Here is a 17,460-nt window from a genome sequence, read left to right as displayed (position 1 = left end):
GGGTTCTAATGAAGTTCTACATTGACGGATCAAAAGATCCGTATCTGTAAGCTATATTGCAAGTTCCTTCTTTACTGACCATACAAGCCCCTACAGGGTTCATTGGGTTACATTCTGTTTTGAATAATTTACATTCTTCTGGTCTAGCAACGCCTCGGAGTATAGGACCACATATACATCCAGTTACAAGTGGTTTAGATTCTCCTATTTCTATGTCAAATTTTTCTCGAGCATTATAATCCGAGAATTCTTTCTTTACTTCATAGACAGAATTTGGAATTTCAGGAAATCCTCTCCACTCCCTACTTGTTATGTAGAAAACCTCTTCAAGAAGTTCCTGCGCCTTTATGTTCCCTTCTTTTCTTACAGCACGTTTGTATTCATTTTGAACCTCAGCTTTGCCATCTTTAAACTGTTTTAAAACCATATAGATTGCTATGAGTACATCGAATGGGTTGAAACCAGCAACAACTTGGGGAATACCATATTTCTCTGAAAATGGTTCGTAGGGTTTTGTTCCGATTATTGTTGAAACATGCCCGGGTTCAATTAGTGCATTGAGGTTTACTTCCCCTGATTCTATCAGAAATTTGAGTGCCGGTGGAATAAGTCTGTGGCTCGATAAAACTGAAAAGTTTTCTGGAGGTCCGTTTACAAGTTCAGCTGCTGTTGTTGGTGCTGTGGTTTCAAATCCGGCGGCCATGAAAACAACTTCATTGTCTGTATTTTGTGCCATTTCAACTGCATTGTTAACGCCATATACTATTCTGACATCTGCACCATCTGCCTTGGCATCTGCAAGAGAACCTTTTGTTCCGGGAACCCTTAACATATCACCAAAGGTAGCAATTGTAACCCCTTCCCTTGCTAGGTAGAGGCATTCATCAACTTCCCTTGAAGGCACACAACAAACAGGACATCCTGGTCCTGCAACTATTTCAACCTCTTTTGGTATTAGTGTTCTTATTCCATGCTGCATTATAGTGTGTTCGTGTGATCCGCAAACATGCATTATCTTTACTGGTCTTGAAATTTTTTCAATTCTTTGTACTATTTCCTTTGATAAATTTTTCATTATGCCACCATGATAAGTTCAATATTTTGAAATTAGATTCAAATTTTATTGGATGATAACTCATTTTCAATAATCTAATTACCTTTGTTATATCTATTGTAAAAACAGATAGATAAAAATAAGTATGGATAATCCATGTATTATTAAATCCTATTTATCAAATGTATATTTAATTATTAAAATATTCTTAAATTTCATATAAAAATCATTATAAAACGGTAATAAAATGAAAGTAGCTGTTCTTGGACTGGGAATGGAAGGTAAAAATGCTGTTAAAGCTCTCCTTGATTATGGACATCAGGTTTACGCTTCTGATCTAAATGAAAATATTGTAATAAATGAATTTGGAAATGCAAATTTAGAATTTGATCTTGGATTTCATGATTATGGAAAGATAAATTCTGCAGATGCAGTTGTTGTTAGTCCGAGTTTATGGGGTAAAAAAATTGCTAAAGAAATAATATCGGATCATAAAATGCTTTCAGATATTTTAACAGCCCATAAATCTGTTTTAACAATTGGTGTAACTGGAACCAATGGAAAAACAACTACATGTTACATGTTAAGGGACATACTGGAAAAATCTGGTTTAAAGGTACTTTTAGGTGGAAATGCCGGTGGAGGCTTTGAAGGATACACTAAAGTTATACTTGAAGCTTCAAAAAGAGAATATGATATCATTCTTGTTGAAGTATGTGATATGACACTTGATTTTGCATCCCATGTCTTTGACTTTGATATGGTCCTGGTAACCAATATGGGATCAGACCACATGGACCACCATTTAACTCTAGAAAACTACAGAAAATCTGTTTGCAAGTTTTTAAATGGTAAAAAACAAGCTTTTTTAAATGAGAATGATATTTTACTCAAAAGCTGTGCAGATTGTGCAAATGAAACCTTTTTCTTCGGCCCTTACACTGGAAAACTGAAATTATTTGGAGTTTTTAACAGGGACAATGCTTCAGGAGCTTCTAAAGTTGCTGAAATTTTGAAAATACCCACAAAACTGATAGAAGATGTTTTAAGCAATTTTATTATAGTTGAGGGAAGAACAACAACTATTAGTTACAAAGGAGCTCAGATCATAATTGGAAAAACTGATAATCCTGATGCAGCTGCTGCTGTTTTTAGCGAAGCCCATATGGATGTTATAATGGTGGGCACACCAAGAAAAGGTGAAATATGTCGTTACAATATATTGAAAGAAGTTTCAAATGCAAACCCTTCACTTGTGGTATTATTCCCCGGATTAGACAACACCACCAATAATGCTCTTAAAATATTAAGAGATGAAGGCTACGAAGGTGAAGTTTGTATAGTAACAAAAGTTACAGATATTGTGGACTTAACAGTGAAGTGTACAGCCAAATATAAAAACATTTTTATAGGTGGAAATGGTCAAAAAAAGATTATGTGCCTCCAAAAGGCATTATTTGAACTTTCTAATTGTAATAATAATCATAGGAGAAGTTAATAATTTTATATGTACTAACCCTTTTTTACTCTTATCTAACCCATAATCACATACTATAAATACTTTTTAGTATAAAATCTATTTTTATAATATACATTTGGGATGGGATTGATAGGAGAGAAAGATAAATGATGAGTGAGAGGAGGGGTTTATTCTGGTAAATATCCTGAAAAATCCTATATTTATAATTTTAATATTAGTTATTTTTGCTGTTGCATTATTTACATTTGGAAAAAGTGTAGATGGATACGTTCCTGCTCAAAATCCTGCAGAAATTGCAGCGGTTAGTATAGGGGAGACTGTTCTTAGTGGACAACAAGTTGTTGACAGTTCAAAAATTCGTAAGGTTCCAGTTATTTACCATCCAGAATATCTCATCGAAGATCTAAAAAGTAATCAATTCGCAGACTTTTTTACTGCGATTACAACTGGATCTGTTGAAACACCTATAGTCAAGATCACAGGAGGGAATGTATCACGATATGGTGATGCAAGCGGATTCAATGGTCCTGGAATGGTTAGTGTAAATGGATCAAAGCTTGTTGTAAATCCTCCTGAAACATTTGTATGGGGTTATAAAACACCTTACACTGTAGCTGTAAAAACAGATAAAGGTATAGATATTAAAACTCAAAATAAAACTGTAAAAACAGTTGCAGCTGCAGATATAAGTAATGATACAGTTCCATCAGCATATGTTACAGATAAAGATCTTAAAGCCTGGTACAACGACTCGGATGTTGGGGATCAAATTGGACTGGATTTCTCACTTTCATCCTTCAGTGATGGCAGAAATTCCGTACCTCCTAGCAATATAGTAAACTTCTTCGGCAATGACACAGTGAAATATATGTCAGAATATCCTTCAGGAGCTCCTGTAATGGTATATAACAGCGCCACCAATCAGAATGTTTTAGGGTCAGCTAACAGTGCGCTTGATGGATATGCAGAGTATGATAATAATCTGCGTGCAGAAAACGCCAAGACATTTGTTAAAGCCTGGAATAACACCATTGTTCCACCACACACGTCTGCATCCGGGAAAGATACTGTTACCTTCGTAGGAGTTTATGATCCAGAAGAAGGAGGTTATCCTTCACATGGTACATGTCCACCTGGAAGGGCTTTAAGAGCCGCAGTAATGGAGGCAGGATGCCCACTACCATCTGGCATGGATAGCGGATATTTCTCAGTTTCACTTGATGCTAATCCTTCAACAGGAATAAAAGTATACAATCCAACACCATATCCATTAAAAATTGTTATGTGGACATCAGGGAATGGTGTGGGAATGCCGATATTTGCTCAGGCCATACAGTACACACCTTAAACCCTTTTTTAATTTTTTTTCTCAAAATAGTTTTTTTATATATTAAAACATTCCATAATCTGTATTAAATTCTTATAATAAAATTCCATTAATATTAAGTGCCAGAATAGTTTTAGCTTAGAGAGTGATCATTATGGTTTCCGCAGTTATAACAGCAGCAGGAAAAAACAGAAGGATGATAGAAGATCTTGAGTCTAGAGGTATGGATATTAATCATAAACTGCTTATGGACCTTAATGGAAAACCTGTTATTATACACACCATTGAAAACGTACTCAAATCTGGAGTTGATGAGTGTACAGTAGTTTTAGGCCATTTTAGCAATGAAATATCTGCTGTTTTAAAGGAATTTAGTTATAAACAAGTAAAAGTAATTGAAAATCCGGATTATAATGTTGAACTATCACAAACATTACTTAATGGAGTTCAAAATGTTAAACCTAGTTTATGTCTCTGTGTAGCAGCAGACCAACCAACAGTCACGAGTAAAACTTTAAAAAAAATCATAGCAAAAGCATTACAATATGAAAATCCTGAAAATATAGTGTCAATATTAGCACGGAAGAAAGATGGTTATCTTGAATCTGCAGAAGGCCTTGGAATGCCATTTGTATGTCATACTAAACTGCTTTTGAAATATTTATTAGATCATAAAGACAATTTAAATCCAATTTTAAGAAAAATGATAGCAGAAGGAGTTGTTTTTTATGGAACTCCCGCTACTAACAACCTTGAACTTCTAAATATCAACAGATATGAAGATTATATTCATGTTAAAGATAATTTTTAGTTTTATTTTAATTTTAAATATACAATTTAAATCTTATTTTATAATAAACCTATTTTTAAAATTAATGTATCTGCAGGATTATAAATTTAATTTTAAACCAAGATAAGAATTGTAATATACCTCAGATATACTATTAAAACGTTAATGGTAAACACTTTCAAATTAAAATGATTAATCTATTTTTAAAGGATTCTATTAAATTGGATTATACGTTATAGATTAAAAAAAACCCCAATTAATTAAATTGATTCACATAGAAAAACTTAATAATACAAAAGATGAAAATAGGAAATTAGTAATAAATTATTTCAATTTATACAATAGGAAGGGGGGTTGAATTCAAAATAAGCAATAAATTAGTTTTAAAAAATTTTTAGACTGAAAATTGTTAGGGGGGAAAATTTTGAATTTGAGAAAAAAAGGCCTGATTGTATTGGTAATAATGATATTCTTTCTTTTTATGGGAGCAGCCAGTGCAGCAAGTACCAATAAAAAAGTAAGTTTAAATGATAAAAAATTCACAACCGTAAATATTCCTTTTGTGGAGAATCACGGACAAATATCCGATAAAAATGTAAAATATTCTGCTAACACATTTATTGGAAATGTATATGTTAAAGATAATGGAATTGTCTATACTTTGTCCAAAGATAAAAAGGGATGGGTTGTTAGTGAAAAATTTGTAAATTCCAATAATGTTGATGTAAAAGGGTATGATCGATCCAAAACCAAGGTTAGCTACTACAAAGGTAAAAGTGTACAGAAGAATTTAGCTACCTATTCCAAGGTGAAATATTCAAATTTATACGATGGAATTGATCTCTATCTAAAAGCCCATGGTAAAAATATTGAAAAAATTTATTCCATTGGAAAGATTGGAAGCCCTAGTAGCATATGGGTAACAGTCAGCGGTTCTAAAGGACTTAAAATTAATAAAAATGGCGAACTGGAAATACTAAACGGTTTAAGTGCATTAAAACTTACCAAACCAATAGCTTACCAAATAATTAATGGTAAAAGAGTCAATGTGTCTGTTTCATATGTAATCAACAATTTAAGCTACGGATACAAAACCGGTGCATACAACAAAAACTACAAACTAATCATAGATCCTTTATTATCCAGCACATTCCTCAGTGGAAACAGTTATGATAATGCACAGGGCGTTGCAGTAGACAAAGCAGGAAATGTGTATGTAACTGGGTATACTGGTTCTTATGATTTCCCTATCATTCCCGGAGGATACCAAACCACAATTAAAAGTGCTGAATGGGATGCATTCGTATCAAAATTTGACAGTACACTTACAACATTAATTTCCAGTACTTTTATAGGTGGAAATTACAGTGACAAAGCTACAGGCATCGCATTAGATAACCAAGGACAATCTGAATGCAATGTATTTATAACTGGTACAACCTATTCCCAAAATTATCCAAATACTGCATTTACAGTGCCTTGGGAAACTGGAGCAGGTGATGTCTTTATTTCAAAATTGAGTAATGACCTCACTACGTTAGAATCAAGCACCTTTTTCGGTGGAAACCGCGCAGACATGGCTAATGCAATTATTGTTGATGCATCCAATAACATTTACATAACCGGACAAACATTTTCATACAATGGTACAGATAGTAAAAATAATCCTGTAACAAGTTTCCCCATTCGATATTCATCATTCAATGAACCATTAGCTCAAAATTCCTATGTTGGAAATGGTGATGTATTTGTTTCAAAATTAGATAACAATCTTGACTTCCTAAGATCAGGAGTGGTATTTGGAGGATCTGGAACAAGTTATGGAACTAGTCTTGCAGTAGATCAATCAAATTATATCTATGTAACCGGCGCCACCAATGCAAATGATTTCCCTGCAGTAACTAATACCAACGTATATCCCGATAATGGATTCCAAAACTCCAAAGGAGATTATGATGCGTTCATTGTAAAACTATCTAAGCAATATCTCGAAAATATTGAGGGAGTAGCATTGCTTGGAGGATCAGCTCGAGATATTGGAAATAGCATTGCAGTAGATCCACTAGGTAGAGTTTATGTTGTAGGGGGAACATGGTCATCTGACATGTACACTACTCTTGGAGCTAAACAACGCCAAAACAATGGACAAGAAGATGGTTTTGTTGTAATAATGGATAAACAGATACAAAATATATTGAGCAGCACTTATTTAGGAGGAAATGGTATAGATGTTGCCAACGGAGTAATTGTATCAGATCAGGGAAATATTGGTATCATAGGTACAACCAATTCAACCAAAAGCTTCCCAAATGAACTACCAAGTGGTGATACCACAGCTCATGGTATGGAAGATGTTTTCTTCACAGCATTCACAAATGTTATGACTGCACAGGAAAAAGTTGAAACCACAATCCTGGGAGGAGTTAATGCAGATTATGGTGAAGCTCTCGCAATAGATACCATTGGAAACGTATTTCTTGTAGGAAATACTTGGTCAAATGATTATCCAACTACATCAGGCGCTTATCAAACTGCTACTGTAGATAATTTACAGTACACAGATGATGCATTCATATCGAAAATCGATAACTTGTTTGATACATCGCCACCAACTGTAGGCAGCACAGATCCTGTAAATAATTCATCGAATGTACAATTAAACAAAATAATTAAATTAGTATATAACGAACAGATACAACCCGGAAGTAATTTTGACATAGGAGGAGGATTAAGTAGTATTACACTTAACGGAGTAAATGTTCCGTTGTCTAATATTCAAATAGTAATGAACACCCTAGTAATTACTCCAACTAACCTTCTAAAGTCAACTAAATACATATTATTCATACCAGTTGATGCAATCGAAGACCTTGCCGGTAATATTGGTAATGAATATACTCTTGTATTTAACACAGTTGTACCAATAAACGTAGTAAGTACAAATCCTGTTAATAATGCAAATAACGTTGTAGGAAACCAACCGATCACAATAACATTCAATATACCAATAAAAACAGGCCCTAATTACGCATTAATAACTTTATTGAACAGTGCAAGCACCAAAATACCAATAACAAAAACAATCAATGGAAACATTTTAACCATTACCCCTATTAGTAACCTAACTCCAGAAACATACACCTTATCATTACCAATAAACAGCATTTTAGACATGAACAATAAAGGATTAACATCGATATTCACAACTAGTTTCACTGTAACCTCACCAACAGTAACCAGCACCAACCCTGTAAATACTGCTATAAATTTTCCAATAGACAAAGTGATAACAGTTACATTCGACAGAGCAATACAAAACCCCGATAAATTATTAATAAAACTAATAAGACCTTATAATGGAGCAGAAGTACCAATAACATTCGGTATCACAACAGATCTCAAAACATTAATCATATATCATAACACCTGGCTTCTAAAAGGCGTAACATACAATCTAATATTAAATCCAAATTGTATAACTGATTTGGCAGGAAATGGTTTAATAACACAGTACAACACCTCCTTTAAAACAGTTACTACAACAACCTCCGCACTCTCCAAAACTCCAGTAAATACTGCACCAACAGTAACCAGCACAAATCCTGTCAACAATGCAGTGAATATTCCAACCAACAAAATAATCAAAATCAACTTCAGCGAAGCAATTAAATTTGGGACAAAGTGCTGGATAGAACTTAAAACTTCCAGTGGGAAAACAATAGCATTCAAAAAAACAATAAGCGGTAAAACACTTAGTATAACACCTACCTCAGCATTAGCAAAAGGAACCACTTACACAATTATCATACACTCCAACAGCATCACAGATCTAACAGGAAAAGGACTAGCAACAGCATACACAACCAAATTTAAAACAGTAACTGTATAATGTGGGTTTAAGAGAGTAAAATCTCTCTAATTTTTTCTTTTTTCATTTAGTTTACAGGAAAACGAATAGCTATTTTGCTCTTTTTATGTCTATAATTTTATTAAATAAAAAATTAAGAAAAATATATGTTTGATTTATATTATCAATTAGAATTTCTTTTTCTCTAATTCTTCTTCTAATAAATCTAATCTATCTTCAAGTTCTTCAATCAATTTACCCATTTTTCCAACGAGTTTAAGTGTATCAAATGTCCAGTTTGCAACCAACTTGTTGTCCATTTCTCCCTTTTCTACATATTTAGTAATGATCTCTTCTAAATTTTTAACCTCATCAAGCACTTCGAAAACCTGTTTTTCTTCAGACATAATTTTCACCTCTAAGGTTTTGTAGTAATATATCTGTCATTGACAAATATTATAATTTTCTGAAAAACTCGTTAAATAGGAGTTTTTAATTAAAAGAATAATAAATTAAACCAAATAAAAAAAAATTAGAATGTTAATTCAAAATTTTTTTTTATTTAATTATAATGCTTCAAGAGCATTGACAATACAGCCTATATTTTCACCGTTCATTCCAACAATTACTTCGTCAGATTTGATGTCTGCAAATTTCCTTGACCCACTACACCCCAATGTTATGTTGGGTCTCTTGGTTGTGTATGGTCCTGCAACTGCGTCTCCACATATCGATTGTATTCCTGCAAAGTCTGCTTCAAAACGACCCCCAAGAGTATAGACCATTGCTTGAGCAAGTTGCATTGCTTGTTGAGGGTTACAAATTATAACTACAACATCCGGGTCAAATGGAGTTTTTTCCAGTGGTGAATATGCTATTGCCTTCATTATGGGTTCTATTTTTGGGATGGCATCAACTGTTCTTTTAGCTGAACCCAAACTAGAAAATCTTCCTAAAGAATAATACATCTCACCAGAATTAACTTTTTCAGGGGGTTCCATAAGCCCTATTGCTCCTGCCCCACCTTTACAGGCCTGTTCTTCAGCGGTAGCATAGAATATATCGCCTTGTGATGCTTTCTGTATCATTTCACAATGCCGGACTTTTTCTTCAATCTTTGGAATACCCCCAGGAATGTCATCTTCATTTAAAACTAGTTTAACTGCAACTGGAGATTTTTCCAAGCCAAGTTTATCTTTAAATTTTTGTGATAACTCTTCATACCCGTTTATTTCACAACTACTCATTAATCTCACCTCTAACATTAAGTTGTGTGAACACAAATATATTTTTTATCTTATAACAACGTGAAGTATCCATTTACATTTAAGATATTTCTCTTAAATGTTAATTGGAGCAAAAAAAATATAAAGGCTAGTTACTGACAGAATAGAATTTTAAAAAATGAGAATGGGTTAATTTATAATTTCAATCTTTAGCTGATCTGATTCCATCAACTAATTCTTTTATTTTGTCTTTGATATTGGAGCTTTTTTCTACAATTGTTCCAGTTACTAATATATCAGCACCTGCTGCTGCAACATTAGCAGCATCTTCGCCAGTTCTAATTCCTCCGCCAACAATAACAATGCTGCCTGTAGATTTTTTTACAGATTGTATCATTTTTTCAGGAATATGTTGATTTGCCCCTGATCCTGCTTCAAGGTAAAGGAGTTTCATGCCCATAAATTCTGCAGCTATTGCATAAGCTGCTGCTAAATCTGGTTTGATTCTAGGTATAAGTTTTGCATCTCCTACCCATCCAACTGTGCCTCCAGGTTCAACAACCAAATATCCCATAGATATAGTTTCAATTCCCATTTTCTTTATGATTGGAGCACCCAATGCCTGGGCTCCGGTTATCCAATAGGGATTGCTTGAGTTTAAAAGGCTCATGAAAAATATGGCATCAGCATATTGGCTAACACCACTTATATTACCTGGAAAAAGTATTATTGGTACGTCAACATTTTCTTTAAGAGCTTTTGCTGTTGCATCAAGCTCTGCTGAATCTGTTGTTGAACCTCCCAACATTATCCCATCAGTACCTCCAGAAACAGCTTCTTTTGCGATCAATACTGCCTCTTCAGGTCTCTGCTCCTCGGGATCAAGAAGGGTAAGATGTATCTTGTGATCCTTTAGAGTTTGTCTGATGTAGTTTTCAACGTTCATCTAAATCACTCTAGTTTAAATTATTTTGTTAACAAAAAATATTATTAAAATTTAAAAAACCAACATTTAATCATATAATAAACTAAATTGAAGTCATATATTTAACATGGAGGAGTTAAATACCTCCAGTTAATAATATGGAATTTGTTTAACCTCTCGGTTCTTTAGCCTTGTATCTTAAGCCCTTGTAACCGCATTTTCTGCATGTTTTAGCGGTTGGAGGGTTTCTTGCGTTACATTTAAGGCAAATCTTAATCTTGAACAGTCTATTTTCTGCTTCTTCAAATCTAGCCATTTTTAGCCTCCTATAAATCTATTTTGAATCTTTACAACTTCCGCACTTGTTTTAGCACGGGAATATGCTTCTAATAACTCATGATTGAGTGTTAGAAAATGAGGTCCCCACTTGAACTGGGACATTATTTCAACAGCATTATCTTTAAGCCCCACTATATAAAAAGTTGCTGCAATAGCCTCTGCAGTTGAGAGTTTGCATGGCTTTCCATAGTTGGTTGGATTAGCTGCAACAAGAAAAGGAAGAGACCTATGATATTTTTTGCCCTTGAACATTATGCTAGACTTTTGTATCCTGTTCCATGAGCAATCAAGACCTACAATACCGTTTTTTTCAACGATTTCCCTGTCTTCAGGTGACATGGACTTTTCAGAAAAGGGATCCAGAACTATAGCACCTCTAGGTAACTTGTTTAGTTTAGGAACCACTTCAATCTTGCCTTGTCTTTGAAGTTTCACTGTTGTGCATTTCTTTGGGTCGCACTGTTCTGCATGGTACACTGTCACTTTCATTGTTTTACATCTCTACCTTATACTTTCCACTATAAAAATCATTGCAATCGATCATTGCTTAAAATTCTTTCCAGCATTCCAAGCATTTCCTGCATGATCCCCCACTTTCCAATAGTTATTGTCTGGCATGGTTAAGATTAATGGGTTTATTTTTTTAATATCCAACTTATTATCTGTTAAATATTGTTCTTCAGAATATGCTGCCACAGCTTCTCCGATGAATAGATTGTTGGTTGGAAGTTCAACTACATCAAAAAGCTTACACTCTATTGACACCGCACACTCCGTTATCATTGGAGCTGTTTCCAATTCCCCATAGAAAACATTGAAGATATCTGATTTATCTGATTTATCTGTTTTTCTTCCTGAAACCAGTCCACAGTAATCTGTTTCAATGAGAAGGTCTTCAGAGGGGAAATTTATACTGAATGTTTTATTTTCTATTATATCTTTAGAACTATGGTGAACTTTATTAATTGCAACTCCAAAAAGTGGAGGGTTTGAATTAACACGTGTTACCCAAGCTAAAGTCATAAAATTAGTTTTACCCTCAACTTTACTTCCAATCAAAGTTACGGGCATTGTCTGTGTAAAAACATTCTTACCAATATTTATTTTTGACATATATGTTTCCTCGTTACAAAAATCTTTTGGTACTTCCCTATTGTTGTGAATCTTACAGATCATTTCTTTCATTATTTAATATCATTGATACTGCACAACCTGGACTTTTAAGTTCCTCAAGATCATAATATCTGCCACTTGAAGCTATTGCTAGTTCCATATTCATATCCCTTCCATGTTTAGCTGTCTGTTCAAAATTCACTATAAGTGTGTGTATTTCATTATCTTTGAGTTCTCCTGCAATTTTCAGAGCATCTTTAGTTGGATTCTCGTCTACAGCTACGTTTGGCATGCCATCGGTAAGTATTAACATCATGGGAACGTATTCCTTCTTGAATCTTTCCTTTTTTAGTATTTCAAATCCTTTTTTCATTCCTGATGCAAGAGGCGTTGTACCGCCAATCTTTATATTATCAATCTGTTCCCTAAATGAGGTTGCTCTCTTGGTCGTTGGAATTATAACCATGGCTTCTCTGCCTTTAAATCCAACAACGCTTATTTTGTCCCCTTGTCTACCTGCATCTTCAATAACATTAATCAAAATATCTTTAACTCTTTCAGATTTTTTTTCAGAGAACATTGACCCACTTATATCGACAACTATGGCAATTGAAGCTTTTGCACCATGTTTTCTTACTTTATGCCGAATATGTTCACTTTTAACTTTTATACTTCCCTCAGAGCTTATTGCAGCGGCTCTTAAGGTTGCATCAACCGCAATATCATTTTTTAAATCTTTGGATAATCTGCTTTTTACGTATTTACCCTTTTGCGTTGTTGAGTCTACTCTTTTACCGTAGAGTTTCTTCTTTTTTTTACCCTTGATTTTAAGCAGTTTTTTTATATCGAGCCCCTCTTCACTAACAGTTATATCATTTTCTTTTCCAATTGGTTTGAATTTTTTATCCTGTTCTGTATTATCAGAATTTTCATTATCTTGAGATCCTTGCCCTGTAACATTTACATTGGAATTTGGCTGTTCAAACTTTTCATTTCTATTTGAATCTTCCTGTTTTTCGTTATTGCTATTTTCTTGTTTTTCTTGAGGATTTTCCTGTTTAGATCCATTATCCTGCTGATCTTTTTTTCCTTGATTCTGTCCTTGATCTTGAGTGTTGCCCCTATGATTTTCTTTTTTTTTCTTAGAAATATCTTCCTGAGCTTTCTGTACCATCTGATTGATTTTATTTCTATTCTGAGATGTTCTGTTGAATCTTTCCCCGAGTACCAATAGTGCTGCTTCTTCAACATGCTCAAGGTTAACTTCTTCCAAGAAATTATAGGCTGCAATTGTTTTTGAAGCTTTTAAAATTGCAATGTCTGCCCTATGACCATCAACACCCATCTCCATGCATAAGTATGCTATAACTTCCATCAAATCCCTTGAAACATTTACTTTTTTGAGTATTTTCCGTGCAGTTACAATATTTTCTAGGATTTTATCTTGTTGATCCTTGTACTTAGCTTTGAATGCTGTTGGATCACGCTCAAATTCTTCACGCCTTTCCATTATTTTAACCCTTTCCTCCAAATCCATAATGCTGTGTACAGATATGTGTAAACCTATACGGTCTGAAAGTTGAGGTCTTAGTTCGCCTTCTGCAGGGTTCATTGTACCTACAAGCATGAAGTTGGAAGGATGTACAAAAGAAATTCCTTCCCTTTCAACAATATTAACTCCATATGCTGCTGCATCTAACAATACATCAACGAGATTATCGTCGAGTAAGTTAATTTCATCAACGTAAAGTATGTTCCTGTTTGCATCTGCCAGTATTCCTGGTTCCAATGCTTTTAATCCTTCTTTTAAAGCTTTTTCTATGTTAATTGATCCAACAACTCTGTCTTCAGTTGATCCCAAGGGTAGTTCAACAACCTTCATACTCTTAGTTTCTACCTCAAAATCTTCGGATTTGCATGAATCGCATAATGAATCTTGATCATCAGGATCGCAATTAAATGGACAGCCTTTAACAACTTTAAGTGGCGGCAAAAGATCTGCCAATGGACGAACTGCAGTTGTTTTACCTGTTCCTTTGTCCCCTTTTATAAGAACCCCACCAATACTCGGGTTGATGGCATTCAATATAAGAGATTTTTTCACGTCTTCCTGACCTACAATTGCTGAAAATGGAAAAATAAGGTTTTTCAATAGTCTCACCATTTATTAGAAGTGTGTATTTCCTGATTTAATTTTTTTAATAATCCTATTCGATTGTTTATATGGAATTTAGAGAATAAATACATTGTAGTTACAACCGTTATATCAACTAGCTCAACTAAACTTCAATAACAAATAATAAATAACCCACAAAACATACTTCAATTTGGTGATCATATGTGCACAGTTGGAGGGCCAATGGCCGACATTAAAATGAAAAAACTAAAAACCAAACGTTATAGATGTTTGGATTGTGGAAATGAATTTAAAGGCATAGGAAAAAGAGTTGTATGTCCTTCATGTCAGTCAGAGAACGTCAAAGAATTGGATTAAGCCCTGATGAAATATTGTTTTTAATTGGAAAATCTGGAGAAATTGGCCTCGCAAAAACTGGCCGAGACATGCAAATATTTATAGGAACCCCTGAAAAGGAAGAAATCGTTGTTTTTCTTGAGAAGGATGATCTAATAGCAGTATCCACATTCAGTACTGGTAATATTGCAGAAAAAGGAATAAAATCTATGATATTCCTCTTAAAAGAATTTTCATCCCCTATTATAGTGCTTCCTGAAAACCATCCAACTTCAAAAAGGCTTAAAATGGTTGTTGCATGTGGAGATCATATACGATTAGACTGTAATATACAGGCTGGAACCCACCCTGAACAGGACATTCTATGTGCATGTCAAGACCTCTCTGGTTTAGATATAAATGCAGTTCAAGATGGTGTTGAAATAGATGGGGTTATTAATGATTTTAGAATTGAAAAGTTAGATCAATAGCCCTCTTTTATTCTGTTAAAATTCCTCTAATGGCTTATTATTAGCTCTTTAATTTTTTTGTAATTACCTTAATATAGTAGTATAAACTAAACTCATAGTATGGCGTTTTATGAATTTTATCAGATATTCGGTCAAATAGTCTTTGTTCTAGTTTTAACAATGCTTACACTGCTTTCTGTGACACTCATCCTTGGAAAGCTTTTAATTAAAGAGGATAAACTGGTTTTTCCAAGGCTTTTACTCTTTACCATTGATATGTTCTACGGACTCTTTAAAAAGTTCTCTGAAAATGTTGGAGTGGATGCCAAGATAGTTGATCAGATTGGGGTTGAGGTAAGGAATAAAGTTAATGAAAAGTTCTTCAAAAAAATAGAATCACAAGATAAAATACTGGTTCTCCCACACTGCTTAAGACACGCAGACTGTGAAGCTAAATTAGAAGCCTCTGGACTTGTCTGTAAAGATTGTAATAGATGTGTTATAGGGGTCCTCAAAAATAAAGCAGAAGATAAAGGATTCAAAGTATTTATAATACCCGGATCAACATTCTTGAAAAAGATACTTGAGAAAAACAATTTTAAAGCAGTTCTTGGAGTTGCATGCTATCAAGATCTGAATCTGGCCATGATGAAACTCTCTAAATTTTCATGCCAAGGTGTTCCTCTTCTTAAGGACGGATGTATCAATACAAAGGTTGACCCACGAGCAGTTCTCGAGAAGATGGGAGAGATTCAGGAAAGCGAAAATGGACATGGAATCAGCTCATGTAACAATGAATCATATTCTCCTAAAACATTGTAATTAAACCATCTTAAACTTTTATAAATTTACATCAACTTTTTTATATCGTTCAGTTCTTCTTTTTTTTATAAGACCAATATTTTGTCCATTTTATTCCTGCAAACTTTTTTTAACAAAGTTGTTATTAATAATGCATCTTAATAAGCAAAAAATGGAAAAAAGGAAAACCTATTATTAAATGAAAGCTAATTATCATCAAATATTTAAATAAAGTAATAAAAATTTTCTTCAAAAAAATGGGAGGGGGACAAGATGGAGAAATTTAATAAAAATTATACAAGGATTAAACATGAAATCTCTAAAAGAACTTTACAGAATAGGTCTTGGTCCCTCAAGCAGCCATACTATAGGTCCATCTAATGCAGCAATAATATTTAAAGAGAAAACACGTGATGCTTACAAATACAGGGTTATTCTTTATGGAAGTCTCGCAGCAACTGGAAAGGGCCATCTAACCGATCATGTGATAAAAACTATTTTCAATCCAGTACCATGTGAAATTGTATGGAAAAAAGAAAAAGAACTCCCATTACATCCTAATGGTATGATATTTGAAGCATACAATGAAAATGGAAAAATTTTAAAAGAATGGACAGTTTACAGTGTAGGAGGGGGAGCTCTGAGGGATATATGCGATGAAAATACCCCTAATAATGTATATCCCTTAATTAAAATGACAGAACTGCTTAAAATGTGTGAAGATGATGGTAAATCTTTATGGAATTATGTTGAAGATTATGAAGGGGAAGAAATTTGGAATTTCATGGGTGAAATTCTTGAAGTGATGAAAAAATCAATAGAACGCGGTATTGAAAAGGAAGGAGTACTTCCCGGAGGCCTTAATCTAAGAAGAAAGGCATCCCAATATTACATAAAAGCTATGCAAACCCATAAATTCCTTAAAGAAACTGGAACTCTTTTTTCATATGCACTTGGAGTTGCAGAAGAAAATGCAAGTGGAAATCTAATTGTAACCGCACCTACATGCGGATCTGCGGGAGTGCTTCCTGCTGTGCTATTTTTTATTCAAGATTATTATGATGTAAGCAATGAAAAATTATTAAGAGCTATTGCAACAGCGGGTATGATTGGGAGTGTTGTTAAAAGTCGTGCTTCAATATCTGGAGCATAAGTGGGATGTCAAGGTGAAATAGGTACTGCATGTGCAATGGCTGCAGGAGCTGCTGCTCAACTTATGGGAGGAACCCCTCACCAGATCGAATACGCTGCTGAAATGGGAATGGAACATCATTTAGGGCTTACCTGCGATCCAATTATGGGATTGGTTCAAATTCCATGTATTGAAAGAAATGCAATTGCAGCTGTAAGTGCCATGGACTGTGCTTCATTTGCACTACTTTCTGATGGAAGGCATATGGTATCATTCGATGAAGTTGTAGAAACAATGGCACAAACTGGAAGAGACTTGAAAAGACATTATAGGGAAACATCAGAAGGCGGACTCGCAGTATGTTACAAGAAAAGATAGGAATCAAAGAAAAAAGTTTTTAAATTTTATCTAAATAAACTTATTTCCCTGCCTTGGAAATATCAATATTTAGCCTATATTTTGTTGTTGATATAATAACGACATAAAATATTTTATTCCATGAAT

General features: G+C 34.1%; 15 protein-coding genes and 1 pseudogene. 8 read left to right on the top strand and 8 right to left on the bottom strand.

What is annotated here, in order from left to right; genetic code table 11:
• Positions 1-16: 16 nt before the first annotated feature.
• Positions 17-1,075: a hydrogenase formation protein HypD gene (hypD, locus tag K8N75_RS05820; protein WP_223791164.1), complete on the bottom strand. Its 1,059-nt coding sequence runs from the start codon at positions 1,073-1,075 to the stop codon at positions 17-19.
• Positions 1,076-1,301: 226 nt separating this feature from the next.
• Between hypD and K8N75_RS05815 the strand changes: the two genes are divergently transcribed.
• From K8N75_RS05815 to K8N75_RS05800, 4 genes are all read left to right on the top strand, one after another.
• Positions 1,302-2,552, top strand: a complete 1,251-nt coding sequence (locus tag K8N75_RS05815; protein WP_223791163.1) for a pseudomurein biosynthesis peptide ligase pMurD2 — start codon at positions 1,302-1,304, stop codon at positions 2,550-2,552.
• A gap of 514 nt (positions 2,553-3,066) precedes the next feature.
• The gene (locus tag K8N75_RS05810) at positions 3,067-3,882 is read left to right on the top strand and encodes a hypothetical protein (RefSeq protein WP_223791162.1); all 816 of its coding nucleotides are present in this window, start codon (positions 3,067-3,069) and stop codon (positions 3,880-3,882) included.
• Positions 3,883-4,015: 133 nt separating this feature from the next.
• Entirely contained in the window at positions 4,016-4,672 is a 657-nt protein-coding gene (locus K8N75_RS05805; protein WP_223791161.1) for an Mfer334 family nucleotidyltransferase, read from the top strand.
• A 403-nt stretch (positions 4,673-5,075) separates the two neighbouring features.
• A complete protein-coding gene (locus tag K8N75_RS05800; RefSeq protein WP_223791160.1) occupies positions 5,076-8,540 on the top strand; it encodes an Ig-like domain-containing protein in 3,465 nt (1,154 codons plus the stop codon).
• 146 nt (positions 8,541-8,686) lie between these two features.
• Here K8N75_RS05800 and K8N75_RS05795 read toward each other — a convergent pair whose 3' ends face one another.
• From K8N75_RS05795 to K8N75_RS05765, 7 genes are all read right to left on the bottom strand, one after another.
• Entirely contained in the window at positions 8,687-8,905 is a 219-nt protein-coding gene (locus K8N75_RS05795) for a hypothetical protein (protein WP_223791159.1), read from the bottom strand.
• Positions 8,906-9,064: 159 nt separating this feature from the next.
• Complete coding sequence (locus tag K8N75_RS05790) at positions 9,065-9,745, bottom strand: DUF169 domain-containing protein (protein WP_223791158.1); 681 nt, start codon at positions 9,743-9,745, stop codon at positions 9,065-9,067.
• Between the two features lie 181 nt (positions 9,746-9,926).
• Entirely contained in the window at positions 9,927-10,670 is a 744-nt protein-coding gene (locus K8N75_RS05785) for a phosphoglycerol geranylgeranyltransferase (protein ID WP_223791157.1), read from the bottom strand.
• 148 nt (positions 10,671-10,818) lie between these two features.
• A complete protein-coding gene (locus K8N75_RS05780; RefSeq protein WP_048189874.1) occupies positions 10,819-10,965 on the bottom strand; it encodes a 50S ribosomal protein L40e in 147 nt (48 codons plus the stop codon).
• A gap of 2 nt (positions 10,966-10,967) precedes the next feature.
• Positions 10,968-11,477, bottom strand: a complete 510-nt coding sequence (locus K8N75_RS05775; protein ID WP_048189873.1) for a DUF367 family protein — start codon at positions 11,475-11,477, stop codon at positions 10,968-10,970.
• A gap of 51 nt (positions 11,478-11,528) precedes the next feature.
• The gene (locus K8N75_RS05770; protein WP_223791156.1) at positions 11,529-12,101 is read right to left on the bottom strand and encodes a flavin reductase family protein; all 573 of its coding nucleotides are present in this window, start codon (positions 12,099-12,101) and stop codon (positions 11,529-11,531) included.
• Positions 12,102-12,153: 52 nt separating this feature from the next.
• Positions 12,154-14,262 carry a VWA domain-containing protein gene (locus tag K8N75_RS05765; protein WP_223791473.1) on the bottom strand — a complete coding sequence of 703 codons (2,109 nt, stop codon included), beginning with the start codon at positions 14,260-14,262 and terminating at the stop codon, positions 12,154-12,156.
• Between the two features lie 177 nt (positions 14,263-14,439).
• On the opposite strand from K8N75_RS05765, the gene K8N75_RS05760 reads away from it, so the two are divergent.
• From K8N75_RS05760 to K8N75_RS05745, 4 genes and pseudogenes are all read left to right on the top strand, one after another.
• Complete coding sequence (locus tag K8N75_RS05760) at positions 14,440-14,595, top strand: hypothetical protein (RefSeq protein WP_197050575.1); 156 nt, start codon at positions 14,440-14,442, stop codon at positions 14,593-14,595.
• Positions 14,562-15,044 (top strand): hypothetical protein, encoded by a 483-nt coding sequence (locus tag K8N75_RS05755; protein ID WP_223791155.1) that lies wholly within the window; start codon positions 14,562-14,564, stop codon positions 15,042-15,044. The genes K8N75_RS05760 and K8N75_RS05755 overlap by 34 nt, the downstream gene beginning before the upstream one ends.
• A gap of 99 nt (positions 15,045-15,143) precedes the next feature.
• Positions 15,144-15,845, top strand: coding sequence for a DUF116 domain-containing protein (locus K8N75_RS05750; protein ID WP_223791154.1), 702 nt, complete (start codon positions 15,144-15,146; stop codon positions 15,843-15,845).
• Between the two features lie 289 nt (positions 15,846-16,134).
• A pseudogene (locus K8N75_RS05745) lies at positions 16,135-17,334 on the top strand (L-serine ammonia-lyase).
• The last annotated feature ends 126 nt before the right edge of the window (positions 17,335-17,460 follow it).

Origin of the sequence: Methanobacterium spitsbergense (assembly GCF_019931065.1) — an archaeon.
Lineage (GTDB): Archaea > Methanobacteriota > Methanobacteria > Methanobacteriales > Methanobacteriaceae > Methanobacterium_B > Methanobacterium_B spitsbergense.
This window is presented reverse-complemented; position numbering and strand designations above follow the sequence as displayed.

Bases quoted from the DNA above. Each gene is read 5' to 3' on its own strand.
- hypD (WP_223791164.1), bottom strand. From the start codon at position 1,075: ATGAAAAATTTATCAAAGGAAATAGTACAAAGAATTGAAAAAATTTCA.
- K8N75_RS05815 (WP_223791163.1), top strand. From the start codon at position 1,302: ATGAAAGTAGCTGTTCTTGGACTGGGAATGGAAGGTAAAAATGCTGTT.
- K8N75_RS05810 (WP_223791162.1), top strand. From the start codon at position 3,067: ATGGTTAGTGTAAATGGATCAAAGCTTGTTGTAAATCCTCCTGAAACA.
- K8N75_RS05805 (WP_223791161.1), top strand. From the start codon at position 4,016: ATGGTTTCCGCAGTTATAACAGCAGCAGGAAAAAACAGAAGGATGATA.
- K8N75_RS05795 (WP_223791159.1), bottom strand. From the start codon at position 8,905: ATGTCTGAAGAAAAACAGGTTTTCGAAGTGCTTGATGAGGTTAAAAAT.
- K8N75_RS05790 (WP_223791158.1), bottom strand. From the start codon at position 9,745: ATGAGTAGTTGTGAAATAAACGGGTATGAAGAGTTATCACAAAAATTT.
- K8N75_RS05785 (WP_223791157.1), bottom strand. From the start codon at position 10,670: ATGAACGTTGAAAACTACATCAGACAAACTCTAAAGGATCACAAGATA.
- K8N75_RS05780 (WP_048189874.1), bottom strand. From the start codon at position 10,965: ATGGCTAGATTTGAAGAAGCAGAAAATAGACTGTTCAAGATTAAGATT.
- K8N75_RS05775 (WP_048189873.1), bottom strand. From the start codon at position 11,477: ATGAAAGTGACAGTGTACCATGCAGAACAGTGCGACCCAAAGAAATGC.
- K8N75_RS05770 (WP_223791156.1), bottom strand. From the start codon at position 12,101: ATGTCAAAAATAAATATTGGTAAGAATGTTTTTACACAGACAATGCCC.
- K8N75_RS05760 (WP_197050575.1), top strand. From the start codon at position 14,440: ATGTGCACAGTTGGAGGGCCAATGGCCGACATTAAAATGAAAAAACTA.
- K8N75_RS05755 (WP_223791155.1), top strand. From the start codon at position 14,562: ATGTCAGTCAGAGAACGTCAAAGAATTGGATTAAGCCCTGATGAAATA.
- K8N75_RS05750 (WP_223791154.1), top strand. From the start codon at position 15,144: ATGGCGTTTTATGAATTTTATCAGATATTCGGTCAAATAGTCTTTGTT.